At 54.1% G+C, this 24,767-nt stretch carries 20 protein-coding genes; 9 read left to right on the top strand and 11 right to left on the bottom strand.

The annotated features are described in order from the left end of the window. Nucleotides 1–86: 86 nt before the first annotated feature. The 4 genes from ACQY5R_RS10325 to ACQY5R_RS10310 all read left to right on the top strand — a co-directional run bounded on the left by ACQY5R_RS10325 (nucleotide 87) and on the right by ACQY5R_RS10310 (nucleotide 4,765). Entirely contained in the window at nucleotides 87–884 is a 798-nt protein-coding gene (locus ACQY5R_RS10325; protein ID WP_428607841.1) for a response regulator, read from the top strand. 158 nt (nucleotides 885–1,042) lie between these two features. Continuing rightward, nucleotides 1,043–2,101, top strand: coding sequence for an HD domain-containing phosphohydrolase (locus tag ACQY5R_RS10320; protein WP_428607838.1), 1,059 nt, complete (start codon nucleotides 1,043–1,045; stop codon nucleotides 2,099–2,101). 9 nt (nucleotides 2,102–2,110) lie between these two features. Then, entirely contained in the window at nucleotides 2,111–3,688 is a 1,578-nt protein-coding gene (locus tag ACQY5R_RS10315; protein ID WP_428607836.1) for a response regulator, read from the top strand. Nucleotides 3,689–3,706: 18 nt separating this feature from the next. Beyond that, entirely contained in the window at nucleotides 3,707–4,765 is a 1,059-nt protein-coding gene (locus tag ACQY5R_RS10310; RefSeq protein WP_428607833.1) for an SAM-dependent methyltransferase, read from the top strand. Nucleotides 4,766–4,784: 19 nt separating this feature from the next. Here the strand turns inward: ACQY5R_RS10310 and ACQY5R_RS10305 are convergent, their stop codons facing one another. Both ACQY5R_RS10305 and ACQY5R_RS10300 read right to left on the bottom strand, forming a co-directional pair. Continuing rightward, nucleotides 4,785–5,990 (bottom strand): beta-ketoacyl-[acyl-carrier-protein] synthase family protein, encoded by a 1,206-nt coding sequence (locus ACQY5R_RS10305; protein WP_428607830.1) that lies wholly within the window; start codon nucleotides 5,988–5,990, stop codon nucleotides 4,785–4,787. Beyond that, nucleotides 5,987–6,238, bottom strand: coding sequence for an acyl carrier protein (locus ACQY5R_RS10300; protein ID WP_428607827.1), 252 nt, complete (start codon nucleotides 6,236–6,238; stop codon nucleotides 5,987–5,989). The genes ACQY5R_RS10305 and ACQY5R_RS10300 overlap by 4 nt, the downstream gene beginning before the upstream one ends. 81 nt (nucleotides 6,239–6,319) lie before the next feature. Here ACQY5R_RS10300 and ACQY5R_RS10295 point away from each other — a divergent pair, with 81 nt between their 5' ends. Then, on the top strand, nucleotides 6,320–8,887 hold the full coding sequence (locus tag ACQY5R_RS10295) for an ATP-binding protein (RefSeq protein ID WP_428607824.1): 2,568 nt from the start codon (nucleotides 6,320–6,322) through the stop codon (nucleotides 8,885–8,887). Nucleotides 8,888–8,936: 49 nt separating this feature from the next. On the opposite strand, the gene ACQY5R_RS10290 is transcribed toward ACQY5R_RS10295, so the two are convergent. Together ACQY5R_RS10290 and hrpB are read right to left on the bottom strand one after the other, a co-directional pair. Continuing rightward, nucleotides 8,937–9,845, bottom strand: coding sequence for a crotonase/enoyl-CoA hydratase family protein (locus ACQY5R_RS10290; protein WP_428607821.1), 909 nt, complete (start codon nucleotides 9,843–9,845; stop codon nucleotides 8,937–8,939). A 643-nt stretch (nucleotides 9,846–10,488) separates the two neighbouring features. Next, nucleotides 10,489–13,005, bottom strand: a complete 2,517-nt coding sequence (gene hrpB, locus ACQY5R_RS10285) for an ATP-dependent helicase HrpB (protein ID WP_428607819.1) — start codon at nucleotides 13,003–13,005, stop codon at nucleotides 10,489–10,491. A gap of 104 nt (nucleotides 13,006–13,109) precedes the next feature. Here hrpB and ybaK point away from each other — a divergent pair, with 104 nt between their 5' ends. Then, a complete protein-coding gene (ybaK, locus tag ACQY5R_RS10280) occupies nucleotides 13,110–13,592 on the top strand; it encodes a Cys-tRNA(Pro) deacylase (RefSeq protein WP_428607817.1) in 483 nt (160 codons plus the stop codon). Between the two features lie 18 nt (nucleotides 13,593–13,610). On the opposite strand, the gene ACQY5R_RS10275 is transcribed toward ybaK, so the two are convergent. The 4 genes from ACQY5R_RS10275 to ACQY5R_RS10260 form a co-directional block, all read right to left on the bottom strand. After that, nucleotides 13,611–13,805 (bottom strand): hypothetical protein, encoded by a 195-nt coding sequence (locus ACQY5R_RS10275; protein ID WP_428607815.1) that lies wholly within the window; start codon nucleotides 13,803–13,805, stop codon nucleotides 13,611–13,613. Between the two features lie 2 nt (nucleotides 13,806–13,807). After that, nucleotides 13,808–15,622 (bottom strand): AAA family ATPase, encoded by a 1,815-nt coding sequence (locus tag ACQY5R_RS10270; protein ID WP_428607813.1) that lies wholly within the window; start codon nucleotides 15,620–15,622, stop codon nucleotides 13,808–13,810. Next, nucleotides 15,619–15,816, bottom strand: a complete 198-nt coding sequence (locus tag ACQY5R_RS10265; protein ID WP_428607810.1) for a nodulation protein E — start codon at nucleotides 15,814–15,816, stop codon at nucleotides 15,619–15,621. The genes ACQY5R_RS10270 and ACQY5R_RS10265 overlap by 4 nt, the downstream gene beginning before the upstream one ends. A 133-nt stretch (nucleotides 15,817–15,949) precedes the next feature. After that, on the bottom strand, nucleotides 15,950–17,770 hold the full coding sequence (locus ACQY5R_RS10260) for an RNB domain-containing ribonuclease (RefSeq protein WP_428607809.1): 1,821 nt from the start codon (nucleotides 17,768–17,770) through the stop codon (nucleotides 15,950–15,952). Nucleotides 17,771–18,013: 243 nt separating this feature from the next. Between ACQY5R_RS10260 and ACQY5R_RS10255 the strand changes: the two genes are divergently transcribed. After that, nucleotides 18,014–19,045, top strand: a complete 1,032-nt coding sequence (locus ACQY5R_RS10255; protein WP_428607807.1) for a YgfZ/GcvT domain-containing protein — start codon at nucleotides 18,014–18,016, stop codon at nucleotides 19,043–19,045. A gap of 131 nt (nucleotides 19,046–19,176) precedes the next feature. Then, nucleotides 19,177–20,019: an HDOD domain-containing protein gene (locus tag ACQY5R_RS10250; RefSeq protein WP_428607805.1), complete on the top strand. Its 843-nt coding sequence runs from the start codon at nucleotides 19,177–19,179 to the stop codon at nucleotides 20,017–20,019. Between the two features lie 408 nt (nucleotides 20,020–20,427). On the opposite strand, the gene ACQY5R_RS10245 is transcribed toward ACQY5R_RS10250, so the two are convergent. The 3 genes from ACQY5R_RS10245 to prfB all read right to left on the bottom strand — a co-directional run bounded on the left by ACQY5R_RS10245 (nucleotide 20,428) and on the right by prfB (nucleotide 23,547). After that, entirely contained in the window at nucleotides 20,428–20,712 is a 285-nt protein-coding gene (locus ACQY5R_RS10245; protein ID WP_428607802.1) for a GxxExxY protein, read from the bottom strand. 165 nt (nucleotides 20,713–20,877) lie between these two features. Beyond that, nucleotides 20,878–22,374: a lysine--tRNA ligase gene (gene lysS / locus ACQY5R_RS10240; RefSeq protein WP_428607799.1), complete on the bottom strand. Its 1,497-nt coding sequence runs from the start codon at nucleotides 22,372–22,374 to the stop codon at nucleotides 20,878–20,880. A 74-nt stretch (nucleotides 22,375–22,448) separates the two neighbouring features. Then, nucleotides 22,449–23,547, bottom strand: a protein-coding gene (gene prfB / locus ACQY5R_RS10235; RefSeq protein ID WP_428607797.1) for a peptide chain release factor 2 whose coding sequence is annotated in 2 segments (ribosomal slippage) — nucleotides 22,449–23,471 and nucleotides 23,473–23,547 — 1,098 coding nt in all. Because the reading frame shifts where the segments join, the coding sequence is not laid out codon by codon here. Between the two features lie 154 nt (nucleotides 23,548–23,701). Here prfB and ACQY5R_RS10230 point away from each other — a divergent pair. Next, entirely contained in the window at nucleotides 23,702–24,748 is a 1,047-nt protein-coding gene (locus ACQY5R_RS10230) for a cyclic nucleotide-binding domain-containing protein (RefSeq protein WP_428607795.1), read from the top strand. Nucleotides 24,749–24,767 lie beyond the last annotated feature (19 nt).

Genomic DNA, 24,767 nt, shown 5'->3' with positions numbered 1-24,767 from the left:
TAATACAACCCTGTAGCATTAGATAGGTTATAAAGAAATGACCCAGATGGCCGCTATCGGTTTACCAACTCTAACCGAGCGGAAAGATGTCCCTAACACTTGCTGACCTCATGGTCATACTGGTTGAGCCTTCTGTCACTCAACAGAAGATAGTCACCAAGTACCTGAATAACTTGAATATTCATCGAATCACCGCGGTCTCTTCCGGAGGTGAAGCCCTGGCTATGATGAATGAATTTGTACCTGACCTGGTGATCAGCACGCTCTATCTCCCGGACATGACAGGTACCGATCTTGTCCACAGTATGCGGGAGTCGGAGCAAAGCAAGGATACCGCTTTCATGTTGATCTCCAGTGAAACCCGCTTTCGCTACCTGGATCCCATCCGTCAAGCGGGCGCCATCGCCATTTTGCCAAAACCCTTTTCGCAAGACTCTCTGCGTATCGCCCTGGGAACAACGCTGGAATACCTGGATCCACAATCACTCAATTTAGGCGATTACGACCCTGAAAGCCTGCATGTCTTGCTCGTGGATGACAGTGGATTTGCCCGCAAGCATTTGCGAAAAACCCTGACAGACATGGGTCTGGAGCTCTTCACCGAGGCGTGTAATGGAAAGGAAGCCATCGAACTGATCGATAATAATTTTTTCGACCTTATCGTCACCGATTACAACATGCCGGAAATGGATGGCGAAGCGTTGGTCAACCACGTTCGGGCCAATAGCAGCCAATCGTCGATTCCGATTGTCATGGTCACCAGCGAAGAAAATGAGAACCGCTTGGCGGCCATACAACAAGCTGGCGTATCCGCCATCTGCGACAAACCTTTCGAAGCGGGCAATATCAGGACCCTGCTGCAGCAACTTTTCACCGAGAATTAGCTGGATGCCAACGACATGTCCACTGCTATCTTTTTGTTTTTAATTAACATAGTATGTTTTTACTTCATACTGACCATAAGCGATAGGCATCCGCATTCATCCCGGATTGAGCATGCTATTCAGATTGCTCTGCCTATCGGATGCCCGAGGACTGGGTTATGCCAACCGTACTGATTCTTGATGACCAGACTATCAGTCTGATGATCCTTGAAGAGTTGATCCACTCCATAGATGAGCACATACAGGTGGAGTGTTTCTCTGACCCGGTCAAGGCACTGGAATGGGCGAAACACAATAACCATGACTTGGTTATTACCGACTATAAAATGCCTAACATGGATGGCGTCGAATTCACCCATTGGTTTCGCAAGATCCCATCCTGTACTGATATCCCACTGGTGATCATCACCTGCATAGATGACAAATCAATTCGCTATCAAGCCCTGGAAGCCGGCGCAACGGACTTCTTATCAAAACCGATCGATCACTACGAGTGTCGAGCCAGGTGTCGCAACCTGCTTCAGTTACGAAAACAGCAAGTCATCATTAAAGATCGGGCACGCTGGCTCGAACAGGAGATATCCAGAAAGACCGAAGAGCTACAGCTTCGTGAAAAAGAGACGCTTTTGAGGCTCGCAAAGGCCGGTGAGTTTCGTGATGAAGAGACAGGTGATCACGTCGTGCGTATGTCCGATTTTGCCTGCCTCATCGCCCGCTCACTCAATCTGGATGACAGGCTTTGCGAAATTATTCGCCTGGCCGCTCCCATGCATGACATTGGTAAGATTGGCATACCGGATCACATTTTGTTAAAGCCAGGCAAGCTAACCAGCGAAGAGTGGAGCATCATGCAGACTCATACACGGATTGGGTATGATATTCTGCGTGACAGTACCTCATGCTACATACAGGCGGGGGCGATCATCGCGTATGGCCATCACGAACGGTTTGACGGCAAGGGCTATCCGCAAGGATTGGCCGGCAACGATATCCCTATTGAGGCCAGAGTGGTTGCCGTTGCCGATGTATTTGACGCCTTACGATCAGAGCGCCCCTATAAAAACGCTTGGTCGTTGGACCGGACCCTTGCCTATCTGGAAGAGCAAAGAGGTCGACATTTTGATCCGGATTGCGTGGATGTCTTCCTGGCCAACCTGGACAAGGTCCTGGAAATTCACGAAAACCTACCCACTCACAGCGAAACGCTCAGTCAATAAGTCACTGCCATGGATAGCAAATATACAGAACGACAAACATTCAACATAAAACCGGGTATACCGGCTTACCGCATCACTGCCGGTATCGTTAGCCTGAACCTATTGATGTTTTTTGGCGGACTCCCGCTGGGGCTGATCTCGATCGCCATACTGATCAGCGCAGTCGTTCTCTATAGCCTCTTCTCCGGACAAGCAGGCCGCTCCAAGCCGGTACTGGAGATACAAAACACTCCCAGACCATCAGAAGAACCCGATGAGTCTCTTGGACAGGAAGGCCAACCCCTCCCCGATACAGCAGAAAAAAGCACGCCTTTGAAAGCATCCGATTCTCTGCAAAACATGCGAGTCCTCTTGCTATCGGATGACAAAAATGAGCATCACGATATTACCAACCACTTGAAAAGCTGGGGTGTGGATTTTACTGTCGTTACAGGCAGTGCCCGAGCTTTCGCCAAATTAATCGAATCGGCAGATTCCGATAATTCTTTTCAAACTGTGCTGGTGGACCAATCCAGCCTGGACATGGAAGAGTGTCAATTTGCCGTTGCCCTGAGAGCAGAACCTTTACTGCAGACACTCTACTTGATCCATTTTGGTAGCAGTGCCCTGCCATCGCGGATGGAGCAGCTTTATCAAGCCGGTTATTCGGGCATCCTTACCGCCCCGCTGGACAAAACCCTGTTATTCAAAGCACTCCACAGCGCACGTGAAACCGCCTTGTACCACCACAACGTGGTGCACCTGCTTGACCACTACGAAACAGATAACAAGCACCCTCCACTGGATATTCTGCTCTCATGCAGCAACAACAATGAAAGCAGAAAAATACGAAAAATCCTTACCAATGCCGGTCATCAGACCTTCCTGATTGATGATAGTACACAGGTACTCGACGCTCTCGACAATCACCATTTTGACTTGGCTATCTTGGATGCAGAGATGTCGGATCTAACCGGCATCGATGCCGTCAAACTTTACCGGTTTGCCCATATTAATCAGCCCTGGACGCCCTTCATATTATTACTGAACTCACCAAAACCTCAGACGATACAGGCATGTGAAGAGGCGGATATCAATCACCTGGTGGTCAAACCGGTATCCAGTCAACGACTGCTGGAGACAGTTTCCCGGGCCACTGATCTGACAGGACATAGACATAACGACGAGATTTTTGACTACCCTACGGCTTCCGGATTGGTTCACTATCATGACAACAGCCTGACATTGGATACACACCAACTAGACGAGTTGAAGCGGCTGGGAAAAGACAAAGGCTTTCTACTGGAGCTCATCAACCAGTTTGATAAAGAGAGCGACAAATTAATTCAGGGACTACAGCAGGCCGTTTTTGAGCGAAACCTGAAATCTATTCAGGACTTCGGTCATAAACTAAAGGATACCGCCGGTAATCTGGGCGCCATGAACCTCTATCGCATGGCGGTGCGAATCACGCGCATCAAGGAGCTGGAGTCAGACTTTGAACTGGGCAATTTGATGACAGAAATGAGAAATTGCCGGATAGCCACCTTAGGAGCCTTGCTTGATCACCTCTCTCAAGGTAATAATTCAGCCTACAGAAAGGAATAAATTTCTCAGGGCTGAATCATGCTTCCAGTTAGTCAAAAACTCCAGAAATGCGGTATCCATCCATACGGTTCGCCTGAACTGCAACGCTATGAAGAAAGATTAACCCGCTACTTTGAACGAGAGTATCGCCGCGAAGAGGAAAAAAAACACACACTTGAAGCTTTTGGCATCACCACCGACCAAGGACCGACCTGGGAAGAGACCGATGAACTCATGTCAGTCCACTACGATCAACCACTGACATTTTTCCAATCCTTTCTCGACCACGATTATATGGCCTACTCCATGGCCTTTTATGGAGACACACCTGAGCAGGTTATGCAAAGCCCTTTCAGCCTGGAACAGGCGCAGAGAGAGAAGTTCAGATTGATCTGCGAGCGGGCACAGATATGCGGAAACGAACGCATACTCAACATCGGTTGTGGCTTCGGTTCCTTCGAAGCTTACCTGTTCCAACACTACCCCGATGTTGAGGTAGTCTCCATTACCGCCAGTAAAACACAAGCCGACTACATTCGCCGTCAGCAACAGGATAGCGAACACCTGTTCAGTCGGGCCAACTTGACCCTGATCCAAAATGATATCAGTAACATTCCCGCCGAGGATCTGGGACTTGCATCCTATGACCTGGTCATTTCAATCGCTGTATTTGAGCAGGTCAATAACCTGGATGCCATATTCAAACTCATGGCTTCACTGCTGAAACCGGAGGGCCGTGTTTTTCTGCATCTGATCGTTTCACAACCGGTTTTTCCCCAATACTTCAATGCCCGGGAGACACCGGTCGGCGCTTATTTTCCCGGTGGCCGGGTCTGGCCACACCAAGAGATGTTGAATCAGGATCGGCATCTCAGCCCGGAATTGGGTGTCTATATCAATGGGATGAACTACTGGCGAACGATCGACGAGTGGCACCGCCGCTTCTGGGACAAAATCGAGTATCTACACGAAACCATTTTGTCGGAAGAGGATATCCGCTATTGGAACAACTATTTCAGCGTCTGCAAAGTGGTACTCTTTGCCCCCCAATCCGGTGAATTTTTCGGGAATGGGCATTATCTCTACCGCAAAGCGTAAACGCCACATAGTGGACCGCCTATACCGCTTGAATCACCTGTACCGCATTAAGTCCGCCAAACGCAAAAGAGTTTGAAATCGCCACGCGGATTACTTTCTCGCGCGCCACATTTGGCACATAGTCCAGATCACAACCTTCGCCCGGCCCGGTGAAATTAATGGTAGGCGGGATGATGCCCTCTTGAAGCGCCTTCACGGTTGCAATAAATTCCAATCCGCCAGACGCACCCAATGCATGACCATGCATCGATTTGGTCGACGAAACCATCAGACTCTTTGCATGAGACCCAAACACGCTATGCAGCGCCTCTGTCTCCGTTCGGTCATTGGCCAGGGTGCCGGTACCATGGGCATTCACATAGTCCACATCCTGACAACCTATTTTGGCATCCCGCAACGCCGCCTGGATGGCACGTGCCGCCCCGTCCGCGGACGGATCGGTAATGTGACCGGCATCGGCAGACATACCGGAACCAGCAAGTCTGGCGAGGATAGCGGCGCCACGGTCTCTCGCATGCCGATCAGATTCAAGCACGACCATCCCGGCGCCCTCACCCAATATCAGACCGCTCCGATCTACTGAAAAGGGTCGGCAATTATCCACTGAAACCACACGCAGCGCTTCCCACGCCTTCAGTAAACCATAGGTAAAAGGTGCATCTGTACCGCCGGCAATGGCAACATCTACCACTCCCGCGCGTATCAGCAGTGCCGCCTGTGCAATGGCATGATTGGCTGATGAACAGGCGCTGGAGACGGTAAACACCGGTCCCGCAATGGACAATTGCATGCTAACCTGGCTTGCCGCCGCACTGGGCATGCCCTTGGGAATGGTAAATGGATGGGCGCGGGATTTTTGCTGTTTATAGAGATGGGCGTATGTAATCTCATCCGTCTCTTTGCCGCCGCATCCGGTACCTATTACTGCTGCAGCCTGCCACAAACTGTCACGCTCCAGGCCGGACTGTACCACCGCCTCGCGACACGCCATCAGTGCGAATTGGCTATATCGATCAAGTAACGGGAGATCTTTGTTAGAGAAGTAATCAGCCGGGTTAAAATCCTTTACCTGCGCTGCCAGGTTGATCTTCAGCCCGGCTTCATCAAATCCCTGTATCGCGGAAATACCGCTTTCTCCCTCTTTCACCGCAGACCAGAAATCATCGGTATTGAGGCCCAGCGCAGATACCGACCCAAGGCCGGTAATCACCACCTCGCCATTCATGCCTGTGCTTTCTTATCCAATAGTGACTGAACGCCAGCCACAATATCCTTAACGGTACGAAGGCTTTCCAATTCGTCGTTCGGCACCTCTATATCGCAGACCTCTTCAACTTCGTAGACGATCGTTATGGCATCCAGCGACGTAACCCCTAAATCCTGGAGCGAGGTCTCCAATGTGATCGAGTCCACATCAATCATTTTCTGATTGGCAATCGCCGTTTTAACGACGGTTTCAATGTCCATGGTCATAATATATGCTTCCGTTTATATTTCTAGATAGACTGGATTTGCTGGCGGTGGCACCTTGGGTCACTGTATCATCTCCCAATTATGAATAGCAATCCCACTTCCATCTATGGCGCCATTGAAGCAGGCATTCACAAACTCGCGCTTCGCCTGAACAACCGCCCGGATAGCGAACACGAGCAGGCAGCGGTGCGAATCGTTATCCAAGTCGTGCTGTTGGTCTACATTTTGGCTTCGGGGCCATTCACAAATGAAGCGCTGCAGGAGTGGTATTTTGTTCTGGCATTTATCTCTTGCTTCATTCTTCTCGCCTCAACTCTATTCATCTCCATTCTGGTCTGGCCGGAAAAATCACCCCTACGACGTGTTATCGGAATTTTTGCAGATATATCGGCCTTCAGCATCGGCATGGCGCTCACCGGTGAATTGGGGGCACCCTGGTATGCCGTCTATCTCTGGGTGACTTTCGGTAACGGCTTTCGTTATGGCGAAAAATACCTCTATCTGTCCGGAACACTTTCAGTTATCGGCTTTAGCATCGTCATCGCATCCACCCCCTACTGGCAAGAAAATCTGCCACTGGGTATAGGCTTACTTGTTTCGCTGATCGTACTGCCTGGCTACGCCGCAAAATTGACCAAACGGATTCACCAGGAACGGCGGCGGGCGGAGGCGGCAAATCAGGCAAAGAGTGAGTTCCTAGCCCGCATGAGTCATGAGATCAGGACACCTCTGAATGGCATTATCGGCACCGGTGAACTGCTCAAAAGCTGCAACTTGAATCAGATAGAACGGGAGTATGTGGATACCGTATATACCTCTGGCCATACGCTGTTGCGACTGATAGAGGACATCCTGGATATCTCCAAGATCGAAGCGGGTAAACTGGAGATAGAACGCACCCCATTTGATCTCTACGCCCTGATCAACAGCACGGTAAAAATGCTTGCACCGCAGGTTAACAAAAGAAAGGTGCAGCTATTCTCCCATATCGATCCCGCCATTCCGTTTCGCCTGATTGGCGATCCGCTGCACCTGCGACAAGTACTGATAAACCTAATCGGTAATGCCATCAAATTCACCGAAGAGGGGCAGGTGGAGCTGCGTTGTATCCTGACCCATGAAGCCGGCGAATCAAGACGTGTGCGATTTGAAGTTATCGATAGCGGCATTGGCATTCCCGAAGCGATACAGGACAAGATATTTGAAAAGTTTACCCAAGCCGATGGCAGCACCACGCGCCGCTTTGGCGGTACCGGCCTGGGAACCACCATTGCCAAGCAACTGGTTGAGCTGATGGATGGCGAAATCGGACTGACAAGCACTCCCGGCAGCGGTAGCACATTCTGGTTTGATATCGGCTTTCAGACTCAGGAAAAGATCGTCTCCGATAACGAGATGGCACTCATCCAGACATGCCGGGTACTACGTATATCGACACTGGACGATACCGTAGAAACCGCAGCCACACACTGCCTGCGTGGCTGGGGCGTGCAAATTACCAATTGCCATAATGCGACCGATGCAACCACCGAGTTAAAACGCGCAAACCATGAATCCCATCCGTACCACCTGCTCCTATTTGAAGCAATCGCATTCGATCAGCACACCGTTGACTACATCGAACATATGTTGCGTGGCCGGGATTTTCATGAATCATCGATACTGCTGCTGCACGATATCGAAAAAGAGCCCCTGAACCTGATACGCGACACGCTTAAAAAACGGCTGTATATTCTGCAGGAACCATTGGAGAAAGTGCACCTTTTCAACATACTGCACGCCTCACAGGTTTCGGATTTTGACGGCAGCCATATCGACACTTTCGAACCGGCCCATGTAGACACAGCATCTTTACAACATCCTTTGGAGATCCTCATCGCCGAGGATAACGCCATCAATAGGCTGGTGATCGGCCGTATGCTCAAACAGGTAGGCCACCACTTTCAGCAAGTAGAGGATGGACAAGAGTTACTGGATGCGTTGGAGACCCGCCGCTATGATTTGGTTATTGTCGATATGCAGATGCCGAATCTGGGTGGACTCGATGCCTTCAAGATTTTTCGCTTTGCCCATCCGGACAACACCACCCCATTCATTATTCTCACTGCCAACGCCACTATTGAGAGCCGCAAACAGTGCGAAGAAGCCGGGATAAAATGGTTCCTGACCAAGCCGGTTTCCGCACAACGCCTCTACCAAACCATCCAATCGGCAGTCGCCGATAGAGAGGCAAGCCAGTCAGAACTACTTTCAGAGGATTCACTCGAAACTACGGACGACGACGCCATCCTGGATCTTCGCACCGTCAAGGAACTCTATATGCTGGCACCGGATCAAGCCTTTCTGGAACGTTTGCTGAACAAGTTAAAGCAGGACGGTGAACAGTTGATCGATAACATGTCCGACGCGGTTATCGCCAATAATTCAGTTCAATTCAGCAGCTACGCACACGCCCTCAAGGGGTCTGCCGCCAATCTTGGATTAAGCCAACTGCAAGCCCAGGCACTCTTTGCGGAGCGTATCCCACAAGATGAACTCTCCGAGCACGGACCGAATCAGATCACCCACCTGCGCTCAGCGCTCAAACAGGGGGTCAGTGAACTTTCAAAACTGATTGAAAGTCCGCGACCCCCGTTCAGCTCATCCTGAGCAGCGATCGTTTAGCAAACATGGCAACACCCACTTCAGCTTAGTTGCTTCAAATTGATCCGGTCCGTTTCAAACTGGCCGCGGCCTTTTCATCCGTCATCCAGCGTTTATTCTGGGCATTGACCAAATACTCCATGAGCCGGATATTTTTCTCGGACAATTTCATCGCCGTATCCACCCAGATGTTCACTACGTCCATCAGCTCTTTGTAAGAGAGTGGATTGAACTGCTCCACCACCCGTTCAAGCCCCTCAAAACCGGTGCTGCGCACCTGCTGATGACGAATGAACTCATGGACGGCATCCACGCCTTTCCCATCGTTGACCACCTGATCCACAACACCCAATTCAAACAACTCATCCGCCGTATAGACTTTGCCGCTGGAAATGATGCGTTTGGCAATGGCCGGGGCGATACGTCGAGCCAGGAAACTGAAGGCCCCCATCCCCGGGAACATGCCAAATACGGTCTCTGGAAAACCGAATTTTGCACTCCTTTCAGCGATCAGCACATTCGCAGCCAGCGCCGCCTCAAAACCGCCACCCAGCGTCTCCCCCTGCACTAGCGCGATGGAGGTAAAGGGTAAGTCGTAGCCGATATTGGACGCATAGAGAATATCGATGCAATCCTTGGCGTAATCCGACAGCCTGGACCGATCCTTTTCCCGAATCAAACGGATAAACAGCTCCAGATCGCCACCCAGGCAAAACACACCGGGAACGCTCGAACAGAGTATTTGATAGCGTAGTCGATGGGGGTCTCCTGACTCGTGTCCTTTTTTTGCAATAGAGGAGATGAGCGTCTGCGCCTGCTGCAGATCACTGATCAGTCCGTTACTGATACAAGGACGGCCGGGATACCGCAATCTCGCCCAAACCGCATGGAAAGCCGGATCAAAATCCAGTTCCACATGTGTCAGTCCACGGGTATTCGCCATTTTGATATTTTGCTGCTTCATTGCTCCCTCTCCTAATCGATGGAAAGTTAAATTGAGGATTCATCAAGCACAATCCCGCTCTCCTCCGGCTTTGCTCTGCTCGGCACATTAACCCTCCGAGCGGGATTGGCTTTTAAACATAATCCAACGCTTACCTGCAATTCCTATGCCTTAGCATAGAATTCAGTCACCATACCGACACGACAAGTGATCCTGTATTATTTGAAAACCGGCTCAATAACAATGCTCGCCTCCATCAAATTCCTGTTATTGCACCTCGTTCACTAAAATATGGGGTATTGATCACTAAAACCGTTGTCACACCGGCAATCAGGCCAAGGACAAGGATATAGAAACAGCTAGGCGTCCTTGCTGCAGCACAGCCACCTGGCCCGGTGTGCACGTAATGGGTTACAGTGGAACAATCGACCCATTAGTCCTTTATACAAAACCTTCCTGTCGTGCACGGCACCGCCTCACAGGTCAACACTGCTATCATCCACGCCGTCTGTCCAGCGTAACAATTCTGACCCATTCACTCAGTATTCAACCGCTTGACGAACAAAAGGACGCTGACCTACGGCAAACAATTGCCGCCTTACACCGGCAATTAGACGTAGTAAAGGGAAGGAACACCCAGAAATAATCGAATAAGAATAATAAGTTAGCTCTTCTTCACCGGCCTGACCCGGGATGTGGCAACTGCGGTAAAAGGATCTTCCGGCCAGTAGTGCTTCGGATAACGGCCTTTAAGTTCCCTACGCACTTCGTCATAGGTTCGCGCCCAGAAGCCAGCGAGATCCTGGGTCACCTGGATCGGACGTTGCGCCGGCGACAACAGGTGCAATATGACGCTGACCTTACCGTTGCAGACCGTCGGTGTCTGCTGCAGTCCGAACAGCTCCTGCAGTTTAACCGCCAGCACCGGGGGAGCATCTGTCTGATAAAGCAGTGGGCGACGACTGCCGCTGGGCATCGTCAAGAAAGCCGGTGCCAATTGATCAAGCTGCTGATGTTGCTCCCAAGAGAGAAGAGCGCTCAGGATTACGCCCAACTCCAGTTTTTTCAGATGATCTTTACGAGTAATGCCTGCCAACCAAGGTGCCAGCCAGGTTTCCAGCGTATCCAGCAGCGTCTGATCCGAGAGGTCGGGCCAGGCTGACTGCCCGAGCCATCCACCTAGTGAAGCCACCCGCTGACGCCACTGATTCAGATCCTCACTCCATGGCAGAGCGGACAATCCCATTTGGCGTATACCGACTATCATTGCGCGGCGGGCCTCCTCCATGTCGAAACGGCTGAGTGGCTGGGTAAAGAGGCTGACGCGTCCCAGAGTGGTCGCTGCTTGCGCCACCACCGCCTGTACCGCCGGATCCCACGACACGCTATCGTGCCTTTCTATATGCCGCGCCTGCGTGGAGCGGATTTCATCCAGGCTAATAGGCGCCGCCAGATAAGCACGCCCCTCACGCCGGCCGGCATCCAATGCGGCAATAACCAGATACTCATGACGAGACAGAGGGTCTCCCTCCGGCAGTCGCACCGCCCGCCCCGAAACCAACCGATAATAGCCATCCGTTCCGGGACGACCCTGGGCAATACGATCCGGAAAAGCCAGAGACAGCAAACCGCCGACCGTCAGGTTGCATCCCCCCTCCTCCAACGCGACCGGTTTCAACAACCGTCGCCACTGTTTGACGGAGCGCTCGATCTGTTGGCAGACTGACCGCTCCAGCACGCCCTCTCCACCGCTATCCCGGCCACTTTCCCGCCATGCCCGCAAGCGCTGTATACGCTCTTCAATATCAATGGAAAGCGGCTCTCCCTGGCGTCGCTTAAGCAGATCCCGCTCATTCAACAGCGCCGCAAGATCCAGCGCCAACGTCTCTTGTCCCGGCGCATTCAACAGGAGGTGAGCCAACCTTGGGTGCAGCCCAAGACCGGCCATACGACGTCCCACAGTCGTGATATGCCACTGATCATCCAGAGCATCAAGCCGCTGCAACAAATCCCGCGCCTGGGCATAGGCCCCGGCAGGAGGGCTATCCAGCCAGGACAATGCCGCCGGGTCAGAAACACCCCACAAAGCCAGTTCCAATACCAGGGGAGCGAGATCCGCCTCCAGCAGTTCCGGGGCTTGAAAGGGCATCAACCGAGCCTGTTCGGCAGGTGTCCAGAGACGGAAACAGATACCCGGCCCCAACCGCCCTGCCCGCCCGGCACGCTGATCGGCGGAGGCGGCCGAGACCCGCAGGGTTTGAAGACGTGACAAGCCGCTGTTGGGATCAAATTGGGGACGCCTCGCCCATCCGCTGTCCACCACAACCTGAATCCCCTCTATGGTCAGACTGGTTTCGGCAATAGCCGTCGCCAGCACTACCCGGCGCCCTTTCAGGGATGGGGACAAAGCGGCATCCTGATCGGCCCGACTCAATTCACCATAAAGCGGAAACAGGGCCACATCGGGCGGTAACTGCTGCTTGAGAATGGCTTCGGCACGACGAATTTCTCCACTACCGGGTAGAAACGCGAGCACATCACCGCTGGTCTCCGCCAGGGCACGCAAAACCCCTTTGGCCAACGAGTGGCTGATATCAGCCTCATCCGCCCGTTCCAGATAACGTAGCGTCACCGGAAAACTGCGCCCGTCGCCCACCAGTACCGGGGCACCGCCCAGCAAATCCGCCACTGCCTCGGTATCCAGGGTGGCGGACATGACCAGTAGACGCAGATCCTCCCGCAGGCTATCCATTACATCCAGGGAGAGTGCCAGTGCCAGATCGGCATGCAGACTGCGTTCATGGAACTCGTCAAAAATAATCAATCCGACATCCTTGAGTTCCGGATCCTGCTGCAGACGGCGGGTGAGGATACCTTCGGTAACCACCTCTATCCGGGTACGGGAAGAGACCTCCCGTTCAAACCTGACCTGATAACCCACCCGCTCACCGACGCGCTCCGACAGCAGTTGCGCCATACGGCGGGCGGCGGCACGGGTGGCCAGCCGGCGCGGCTCCAGCATCAAGATCTTTTTTCCGGCCAGCCAGGGCTGCTGGAGCAGATGCAGGGGGATAAGGGTGGTTTTGCCTGATCCTGGAGGCGCTGCCACAACGGCACGTCGGGATTCGGCCAGCGCCTCACAAAGCTCGGGTAACAGTTGGGTAACCGGTAGTTGCAACATGGAGCCAGGAATTCAAATCAGATCGGGGCGATAGCGGCGTTCCAGGACCGCCAATGATCCACTATCATAGCCCCATTCGACAGGCCAACAACAGCACACCTTTCATGGCAAAAAACAAAACCAGCGTGACAGCCGCTATCCGGCTGCTGCGACAGCACCAGGTCGACTTTTCCGATCACCCCTATCGCTATGAGGCAAACGGCGGCACACGGGTCTCCGCCCGGGAGTTGGGAGTGGACGAGCACCAAGTGATAAAAACCCTGATCATGGAAGATGAAAAAGGCCGGCCACTGGTGGTCCTGATGCACGGAGATCGTGAAGTTTCCACCAAATCCCTGGCCCGCGTTATCGGTGTGAAAACCGTTACTCCTTGTAAACCGGTAGTGGCAGACCGTCACTCCGGTTATCAAGTGGGGGGCACCTCACCCTTCGGCACCCGTCATCCGATGCCGGTTTACTGCGAGGCGAGTATTCTTAAGTTGGATAGGATTTACATCAATGGGGGGAAGCGGGGCTACCTGATCGCCCTGTCACCCAAGGATTTGCAACGGGTGCTTGAACCAACGCTGGTGTCGGTCTCGCAGTAACCGCTACCACAAGCGTATTCAACGGCCATTATTGGATTTCCGGCTGGTCAACACCACCAATCCCAAAGCCCCGAAAAAGGCCGCAATAATGGCATTGCTTTGGCTCAACCCAAGACCCAGCGCCGTATAACCGGCCACCCCTCCGCCAATGGCACTGAAGGCGAGACTGCGCATAAAGCGGCAGACGGCACAGGATGGACCGTTAGAGGCCATCGTCAAGCCACCAGCTCCGCCCGCAGGCGATCACAAGCCAGGGAGCGATCAAAGGCTTCGCCAACCGGAAAATCCTGGGCCACAATCCAAATCTGGCTGATTTGCTCATCCAGCCGGGGCAATGCACGCAGGGTATTTCGGGTCCGTTCCTGATCAAAAAAGGCAAAGGGCTCATCCAGAAATACAAATTGGCGCCCCCCTTCTGTTCTCTGATTGAGGGCCTGGGCGAGGGCCAACCTGAGCGCCAGCATAATTTGGCGCTGGGTGCCGCTGGAGATCTCCACCAGATCCATAAAATCCCGCTTTTGGCTGGAGAACACCCTGACGCTAAGGTCATCCTCGATCTGCAGATGCTGATAACGGTTGTCGGTGAAGATCGGCAACGTGCGGCCGACCGATGCACCCAGGTCGCGATTGAAACGCAACGAAAGATTTTGGGTAGCACCGGATAACAGCTCGAGCGCCTTGTGCCCAATGCTGATACGCCGCTCGTGCTCAGCACGCTGTTCCATCAACCCTTGGCGCGCAATTTTGATCTGTTCGCCCTGTTCGACACGCTCCTGCTCCTTTTGCAAAGCCATGCCTAGCCGAATACCCTGCTGCTGCAGTGTGTCCCGTTTCTCGCCCATCGCCTCGATGAGCTGTTCCACCGCCGGTTCAAGCTCGCTGATGGAGAGGGTCTCGTCCAGAATACGCTGTGACAAGCTCTGTTGATCCGATGCCGCTTCATCTTCCGTCCGGGGCATCGCCCAATCCGTCGCCGGGCTCAGCTGGGCGCTCTCCAACGCCGCTGCCAGATCCTCAGCCGCGGCCGTGAGTCGGTTCACTTTCATCTGCTTGGTCACCACCCGGATCCACAGCAGCACAAACAACAAGGTCAGCCCTACCGCAGCATAGAGCAGTCCGGTCAGATACTGGGCCTCCCATTGCGGTATATAGGTTTTAAATAGAGACGCCAAACGTACGCTGTAGGGGTGATCCGGCAGTCGCGCCAACAAGCCCCAACCCACGGCGGCGGCAAGCGCCCCCAACAGGCACAACAAACGATAAAAGCGTGCCCGACGTCCCGCACGACGTGCGGCAAAACGTTTCGGCAACATTTGGCAATAGCGCCCGAAAGCCTCTTCAAGGGTCTGACGCTTCTCCTGCAGCAGGGTTTGATTGGCCTGCAGCGCATGCTGTTCCGATTCGAGCGAACTGATCGCCGTCGGATCCAGCTCCAGTGCCGTCAACTCCTCATCCAACTGTTCGATCTGCTTCTGCAGCCGGTCGATGGACGCCTTTTCCCTATCGATCTCTTGCTCATGCTCATAGGCCACGTATTCGAGAGGCGAGAGACCCGCCATGCTCTTTACTGCCTGGCTTTGCGGCTGGGGCGCGATAATCTCGCGTTGCGCCAGATAGTAGGACTCGATAAATTCATCATAACCGTAACCTAGCAGGTCATAGACCGCCGCATCCACCTCGTCATGACCACGTGCAATCGGATTATCCGCATCATCCACTCTGGAGAGCAGGACCCCATGATTGCCAGAGCGGTCCAGCATGCGGGTAATTTGGTAATGGGTCTGGTCGTTGGCCAGGAAACGCAGTGTGATACTGCAGGCCGGTTCGCCCCAACGGATCAGCTTCTGCAGATTTCCGTCATCCAGGGAAAAAGTTCGGCCGAACAGGGCAAAGCAGATCACTTCCCCGATGGAACTCTTGCCTGACTCGTTGGCGCCATCAATGGCGATGACCCCCTGGGCAGGCAGATCGGTCAACTCGAGTCGGGCATACTTGAGAAAGTTCTGCGCGATGATATCGGTCAGGATCATGCGTAACCCTCCTCTTCCAGTTGCCGGATCTTTTGCAGGGTGAGCTGCATCGCCTCACGGTAAGCGGCTTCATCAAACGCTTCGCCGCTATTGCGTCTGCGATCAAACTCGGCATTGCAGTAGGCGCTAAACGCCTCAGAGGGTCGCGGTACCCGGACGGGGCCCGACTGGTCGCGCTGTTCTTCTCCCGACATGCTGGCTCTCCGACTTCAGCCTGATATTGTTATTTTATGTTACGGGTCGTAACCAATCGGACAGGAATCCCCCCGACGCTGGACAGACCGGCATCCAGTATAGGGATTAGCGGTTAAAAATGCGACAGGCGGACTACCCCAGCGCCCGAAACCAGACGGTCTGGTCCGCCACGTCCACCTCTCGTACGGCAATGCGGATGTGCGAATCCAGCGCCACCTCCTGGCGTAGCCGCAGTTTGGTCTCCATCGCCAACTCGGGTATCAGCAGCGTCACCTTGTTTTCCGCCACCTCTACCACCACCCCCTCACCTTGCCAGTTCGGGGTCCGTTTCAGGTGGATCAGTTTCCAATGTTGATTGGATAGCCGCTCGGCACGCCGTATCGCCCCATTTACCGGTTCCACGACGGCAATGCGCTCACTAATCTGCTGTGGCGACAGCGTCTCCCGACCCTCCAGATGAGCCCGAAGCTGCTGGTGAACCACCAGGTCCAGGTAGCGTCGCAGCGGACTGGTGGTACGGGTATAGCGGACGAGTCCCAATCCGGCGTGCGCCCCCTCCTGCGCCCGGGACTGGGAGGGCTTCATTTTGCGACGATAGGCATACATCGCGGCCATACCGACCGGTGATTCCAGCGTATCGGGAGCAGGCTGGGTGGCGAAGGGTACGGGTATACCCTGTTCCAAGGCGTAGCCGGCAATCGCCTCACCGGCCATCACCATCGCCTCGGTCACCATGTCACGACTGTCCAGGCGATTGAGCGGCCGGATGTGAATGATGCCGTCACGCACCCGCACACTGGCCTCCGGCAAGTCGATGCTTGCCGCCCCATCTGCCAGACGGCGCGCCTGAAAACGGTCCGTCAGTGCCTTGATCGCGGCAAAGGGGGCACGATCCATCTGTTTATCGACAGCATCATAAGTAAGACGGTTAACTTGAACCAGGCTCTTGCAGATCTCGATATCGGTAATCCTGGCCGCTTCATCCAACCGCATACCGATCGACAGCGCCGGTGAGACCGGCTGCAGACCGAGGGCCAACTGATGCGTGAGGTCAGGCGGCAGCATATGCACAATCCTTTCCGGCAGATAGAGATTGGCGGCACGACTGCGCGCTTCCCGATCCAGTGCCGAATCCGCGCTTACCAGCGCCGCCACATCCGCTACATGGACCCAGAGACGATCCCCATCCAGAGAGATCGCATCATCCGGATCTTCACTCCCCTCATCGTCGATCGCATAAGCGGGCAACCCCGTCATGTCCACCCGGGTCTCTTGCGGCAGATCGGGCAGATCCAACTGCGGATCTTCGCAAGGTAACTGCTGTCGACGCGGAAACGGATTGTGGTCGTCCGGCCAATACCCGACACTCACCAACATGCGATGGGCATTTACCGGTGACTCCTGATGGCCCAGTAGCTGCAGAATACGGCTGTTTTCGGTCATCCCAAGCGCCAGCTTCTCCACCTCCACCAGTTGCTCCCGGTCTTGCGGCTCGATGCTCCCCCGCTCCAGCCGTGCCATAAACGCCGCCCACGCCTCTTCTGCTGCGGCCTTGGCCGCCCTGGCTTCTCGGTCGGCCGACACCTGTTCCGAGCTACGCACGACGATCTGCTCCGGAGTCCCTTCAAAATAGAGGCCTTCCGCCACCAGCCGCCAGGTCGCCCAGGCGCTGGCCGGGTTGAAATCGCCATAAATCAGGGAAGCAAGCTCTTCCAGATGGGTCTCTTCACCAGCCAACAGTTCCCAGGCCTCGGTCAGTTCGCCACTCAGATCCACCAGATCCTCAAGCCGATTCAACGGACCGGGATGCAGCACCAAAATATCCTTGGGGCGGACCCGCTTGCCCTTGCCGGCCCCCAGATCGATATCGATTTTGTCGCTAACCTGGGTAACCCGTGCCGGACGGGCTTTGTAAAGTGCCAAACTGCCTGCTACGGCTCTGAAAACTGACATGGGAGTCCTATCTGAGTCTCTCGGCCGCTGAGTATAAATCCATATAGCCAGAGTGGCGACCCGGTGCGGACGGTATGTTACCCTTTGACGCCGTAGATCCTGCCAGGCAGGATAGATATTCGGCCGCTGAACCAGCCTGTCAACAGGCGAATAAGGCCGGTTCGGCAACGGTCCGTTCAGCTATAGAATGGCCGTTTTCGGATAAGCAACCCCATCACCAGGTGTACCCGAGGATCCAGCAACATGAATAGCCAGTGGAAAAGCTTTCTTGAATCCCAATCGGCACAGGTCTCGTCGGACAATGAAGTCCGCTTCATCAGCGAAGCCCCCTTCCCTCCCTGCGCCCTATTCGATCTCTCACATCTGGGACTGATACGGGTATCGGGCGAAGATGCGCAAAGCTTTCTGCAGGGACAGTTCACCAACGATACGCGTGAAGTAACGGACCGCTGGAGCCAGTTAAGCGCCTACTGTTCTCCCAAGGGACGCATGCTGGCCAACTTCAGAATCTTCCAACACCAGGGCGATTATTTTCTGCAGATGCCAAAAGAGACCCATGCAGCGGTGCTGAAACGGCTACCGATGTTTGTGCTGATGTCGAAAGCAACGGTAACCGATGCCAGTGAGGAAATTGTCGCCATCGGCCTGGCCGGCGACTGCGCTGAAGCACTGCTGCAAAAACATTTCTCCTCACTCCCCGGGAAGCCAGGTGCCGTCGTTCAGCATGATGCCATCACCCTGATCCGCCTACCCGGCGTACCTGCCCGTTACCAGCTCATTGGCGCAGTGGAAACGGTCTCTACGCTCTGGAGCGAGCTGTCAACAACCGCCCAACCGGCGAATAGGGATTACTGGTCGCTGCTGGATATCCGGGCCGGTATACCGACCATCTATCAAGCGACCAGCGACGCCTTCGTACCACAGATGACCAATATGCAGCAGGTCGATGGCGTCAGCTTCACCAAGGGTTGCTACACCGGACAAGAGGTAGTCGCGCGCATGAAATATCTCGGCAAATTGAAGCGGCGCATGTACCTCGCCTCGGTGGACACCGATACACAACCCATGCCGGGAGATGAACTCTTTGCGCCCGGCAGTGAGTCCGGCCAGGGAGCGGGGCGAGTGGTGGAAGCCAGCCCCTCGCCTAAGGGCGGGTATGAGCTGCTGATCGTCACAGAGATTAAGAACTTTGAAGCGGATAATCTGCACCTGCAGGGAGACAATGGGCCAAAGCTGAAGCCGGGCTCTCTACCCTACGGTTTTGATGAGCGCTGATAACAATATCCGGTTCAAGTATCCTGGCTATGTTCCGATACAGTGATAACATCAGCACTTTGGATTCCGCAGGTCTGTCCGGATAGGCACACTTCGGCAGGCCATTTAAAGCACCCGTAAAATGGGATTGAATGACCGATATGATTGGCAAAGCTGAATTTCTCGAATCACTCCAGACCGCCATCAAAGAGAACAAGATCACTCTGCCCACCCTTCCGGAAGTAGCCTTGAAGGTGCGGGATGCCGTGGAACAGGAGAATGTCACCGCGCATCAGATTGCAGATATGGTCGCCACCGATGCGGCCCTGTCGGCGCGCCTGCTGCAGGTTGCCAACAGCCCTCTGTATCGCGGTCGAGTCGCCATCGAAAGCATCCAGATGGCGGTAACCCGGCTGGGCTACAAACTGGTGCGCAGTCTGGTGGTCAGCCTGGCCATGAAACAGATATTCCAGGCCACTTCCGACACCCTGGATGTACGCCTGCGCAGCATGTGGGAACAGAGCGTGGAGATCGCCGCCATCAGCCGCGTGCTGTGCCAGAACCTGCCCCATCTGGACAAGGAGCAGGCGATGCTTGCCGGCCTGATCCACAATATCGGATCGCTCCCCATCCTTACCTGGGCCGACTCTTATCCCGAGTTGATGGATAACGAAGCGGAACTGGATAAACTGGTTGAAGAGTTGACCCCCACCATCGGCACGCAGATTCTGGAGTTATGGGGCTTTCCGGATACCCTCATCAAAGTGGCCGCCGAGTCACAGAATCTTAGTTATGACAGCGGACCACAAGCCGATTATGTGGATGTGGTAATCGTCGCCAGACTCCAGGCGCTGCCGGCGGACAAAGTGGGTGACATGGCCAACTGGATCAATGTACCCGCATTCCTGAAGGTGGGGCTCGATCCGGAGGTTGAGTTGATCGAGATCGAAGGGGTGGCCGAGGATATCGAATCGGTGCAGGGGGTTTTTCTTTAACCATCCGCCAGCTTTCGAAATACAGAAAGCCATTAACCGCGAAAAGCACGAAAATCGCGAAAATGGGTGTTTGCCAGACGAATAATTTCAACTTTGGGATAGCCACCAAAATTGACCAGCAACCCAAGTTTAAATCCAGATCACTGCTGTCCCATTAAAAATTGTCATGCATGAATGCAAGCAGTTGTAATCATATAGCTTTTTTAACTTCGTGATTATTGACGACATGTCCATGTCCGCTTAAGGCGTCCCTTCTCCCCCAGGGAGAAGGACAGGATGAGGGGTAATAAAACCAAGCGGTTATCTATATTCAATCCCTCACCCCAACCCTCTCCCTGAGGGAGAGGGAGTTTATGGGACAGCAGTGAATCCAGATGATTTAAGATAATTCAGTAGTTGGGCTTTATGTTACGGCGCCACGGCTTTCGTCGCCTTCAATTCAACGACGATTTTTCCGTAACATATAAAATCCGGCTTATAGGTTTGCGTAAGCCGTTTACCCTTGTAGTAGAGTAAAAGTTCTTTTTGTGCTTCAAACGGAACATCACTGATTCCAAACTCATTTTCCAGGCACTCCTGATAGATTGCTTCCAGAAACCCACAACCCATTTCCCGATACACATCAAATATAGCTCCCTGTATCTCGTAGCACTCATCTGGATACAGTACCCTTCCCTGGGTTTTGTCGGTCATCTATCCAAAAGTCCTCTAGAACCACAAAACATGGATATTACAAGGATCACAATGGTATTCCGAAATATCAATTACCTTGGTAGCTTATCCAGGAACACCAACCGTCTTTTCGTGTGGTTCGCGTTTTTCGCGGTTAATAAAATACTCTAAACTCCAGATCCTGATTTACTCCGCCCGCATGTGCGGGAACAGCAGTACATCCCTGATCGACGGCGAATCGGTGAACAGCATCACCAGCCGGTCGATGCCGATCCCCTCGCCGGCGGTAGGTGGCAGTCCGTGCTCCAGGGCACGCACATAGTCGGCATCAAAGTGCATCGCTTCGTCATCGCCCGCCTCTTTCTCTTCCACTTGCATACGGAAACGTTCGGCCTGGTCCTCGGCATCATTCAACTCGGAGAAACCGTTGGCGATCTCGCGCCCGCCGACAAAAAACTCGAAACGATCGGTGACGAAGGGGTCATCGTCATTACGACGCGCCAGCGGCGACACCTCGGTTGGATAGGCGGTAATGAAAGTCGGATTCATCAACCGATGCTCCACCGTCTTCTCGAATATCTCAATCTGTACCTTGCCCAGACCGTAGCTGGCCTTAAGCGGTATACCGAGTGACTCGGCCAGGCTGCGCGCCTGTTCCAAGTCATCCAGCTGTGCGGTGCTGATCTGCGGATTGAAGTGGAGGATCGACTCCTTGACCGACAGTCGGGCGAAGGGTTGACCGAAGTCGTACGACTCGCCCTGATAGTTGATCACCGTATCACCCAATATCGATTGGGCAAGACCACGCAGCATATCTTCTGTCAGATCCATCAGATCGTTGAAATCCGCATACGCCTGATAGAACTCGAGCATGGTGAATTCCGGGTTATGCCGGGTTGAGAGTCCCTCGTTGCGGAAATTGCGATTGATCTCGTAAACCCGTTCAAAGCCGCCCACCACCAGGCGCTTCAGGTAGAGCTCCGGTGCAATGCGCAGGAACAGTTGCATATCCAGGGCATTGTGGTGAGTGACGAAGGGGCGTGCCGTGGCACCGCCTGGAATAGCCTGCATCATGGGGGTTTCCACCTCCATGAAATCCTTCCGGTTCAGGTAGTCGCGGATGTACTGGATCATGCGGGTGCGTAACCGGAAGGTGTCCCGGGAGGATTCGCTCATGATCAGGTCCAGGTAACGCTGGCGATAACGCTGCTCCTGGTCGGTCAAACCGTGAAACTTTTCCGGCAGCGGACGCAAAGATTTGGTCAACAGTGACAGTTCATCGCAGCGGACGGAGAGCTCCCCCGTTTTGGTCTTGAACAGCTGGCCCTCGGCCCCGATGATGTCACCAACGTCCCACTCTTTCTTGTAGATATCGTTGTAGAAACCCTCCGGCAGGGAGTCACGTTGAATAAACAGCTGAATTCGACCCGACATATCCTGTAGATGGGAAAAGCTGGCCTTGCCCATCACCCGGCGGCTCATCATGCGGCCAGCCACCCGCACCCGTACAGCCAGGGTTTCCAGCTCTTCCGCGCTTTTCTCACCGTATTCAGCATGCAGTTCACCGGCCACCACATTGCGGCGGAAATCGTTGGGAAAGGCAATGCCCCGCTCGCGGATCTGCGTCAGCTTTTCACGGCGCTGCGCGATCAGCTTGTTTTCGTCCTGGGTCTGTTCACTCATGGTTAAAACTCGTTGGTTGTTGCGTCAGAGAAGGCTGCGGGAGCATCAGACCAAACGCGTAAAAAGATAATCGATCAGAGGCCGCTTTTGAGACTGGCCTCAAGGAAGAGATCCAGCCCACCATCCAGCACCGCCTGGGTGTTGCCGGTTTCAATCCCGGTGCGCAAATCCTTGATACGGGACTGGTCCAGCACGTAGGAACGGATCTGGCTACCCCAGCCGATATCGGATTTGCTCTCCTCCAGCACCTGCTGGTCGGCATTGCGCTTTTGAATCTCCAGCTCATACAACTTGGCCTTGAGCTGCTTCATGGCCTGATCCTTGTTCTTATGCTGCGAACGGTCATTCTGGCACTGCACCACGATACCGGTCGGATTATGGGTGATACGCACCGCCGACTCGGTTCGGTTCACGTGCTGCCCACCCGCACCGCTCGCCCGATAAACATCGATGCGCAAATCGGCGGGGTTGATGTCGATCTCGATCGAATCATCTATCTCCGGCGCGACAAATACCGCGGCAAAGGAGGTGTGACGGCGATTTCCGGAGTCAAATGGCGATTTGCGCACCAATCGATGTACCCCGATCTCGGTCCGTAACCAGCCAAAGGCAAACTCGCCTTCAAATCGTATCGTCGCCGATTTGATGCCGGCCACCTCACCGGGAGAAACCTCCATCAGCTCGGTCTTGAATCCCCGGTGCTCTCCCCAGCGCAGATACATGCGCAGCAGCATCTCCGCCCAATCCTGCGCTTCGGTGCCACCGGAACCGGCCTGTATATCCATAAAGGCGTTGGCGGCATCCATCTCTCCGGAGAACATGCGCCGGAACTCCAGCTCGGATACCTGTTGCTCATACCTTTCGAGGTCGCTGACCACCGAGTCCACGGTCTCGTCATCGCCCTCTTCCACCGCCATCTCCAGCAGGTCAGCGGCATCATTCAATCCACCAAACAAACTATCCAGGGTTATGACGATCGCTTCGAGTGTGGCGCGCTCCTTGCCGAGTGACTGGGCATACTCCGGATCGTTCCAGATGGCGGGATCTTCCAGCTCGCGCAAGACCTCGGTCAGGCGCTCTTGCTTGGTATCATAGTCAAAGATACCCCCTAAGGGACTCGGAGCGCCCTCGTAATTCACTGATTTTATTAGTGATGGGATTGAGATCCTGCATGGTTTACCTCGAACGAAACGGAGGGCGAATATTACACCAGAATGGGTATCTACGGAAACCGTCCACACGATTCAGTTGCGATCATTCTTCTTGCCCCGAGGGAACTATTCTCGTAGTGTAAACCCCATCTTTGTTGCTGTTCTCTGGATAGAATATGGATCTGGATCTTAATAAATTTCGCACCCTGATTCCGGTAAACGCCCTCTACGAAGACAACCTGCTCTACCTGGCAGAACAGGCACAGGTCGAACGCTACCTGACCGGCGAGCAGATATTCAACATTGGCGACAATGATCCGGACACCATTTTCTTGATGTCAGGAGAGATCTGCCTCACCTCCCCGGAAGGCGAAGAGATTCTGGTATCAGCCGGATCCGATCGGGGACTGCATGCACTGGCCAGTCGCAAACCGCGGCATTATCGCGGTGTCGTAGTGTCACCCTCCGCCACCGTGGTCCGTTTCGATGCCGCACTGCTGGAACGGCTGCTGGCCTGGGGACACTTCTCGCCGGAATTCGCTATCAACAACGGCCCAAAGGTTGATCAGGGTCCCAATGCCGAGCAGAGTGAATGGATGATGTCGATGATGCAGACAACCGCCTTCACTCGCCTGCCGGCCACCAACATCCAGGACCTGTTCTCACGCATGGAAGAGGTGGAAGCCCGCGCCGGTGATTTGATCGTCAAGGCCGGTGATCCCGGCGACTATTACTATGTGATCAAACAGGGCCGTTGTCGGGTTACCCTGCCATCCGACACCGGCGAAGTGGTGCTTGCCGAACTGGGACCGTGCAGCAGTTTTGGCGAAGAGGCGTTGATCACCGATTCAGTGCGCAATGCCAATGTTTCGATGTTGAGTCACGGCAAACTGATGCGTCTCGCCAAGATCGACTTCCTGCAGCTACTGGAAGCGCCTCTGCTGCAGTGGATCGACTACCCGACCCTGGTGAAGATGACCACCGACGGAGCGATACGCATTGACGTCCGGTTCCGTCGGGAATTCGAACATAACGGCCTCCGCGGAAGCCTGAACATCCCGCAAAACCAACTGCGGGCCGCCATCCCCGACCTGGATAAGAGCAAGCAATATATCGTTTATTGCGACTCGGGACAGCGTAGCGCCACCTGCGCTTTTCTACTCAGCCAGCAAGGCTTCGATGTCTACGTCCTGGAGGGCGGTCTTTCGGCCATTCGCGGATGAGACGTCGGATCGGCAGGCA

It is taken from the genome of Sedimenticola sp. (assembly GCF_050289425.1).
GTDB lineage: Bacteria > Pseudomonadota > Gammaproteobacteria > Chromatiales > Chromatiaceae > Sedimenticola.
The sequence above is the reverse complement of the archived record's forward strand: the minus strand, read 5'-3'. Positions and strand labels throughout refer to the sequence as shown.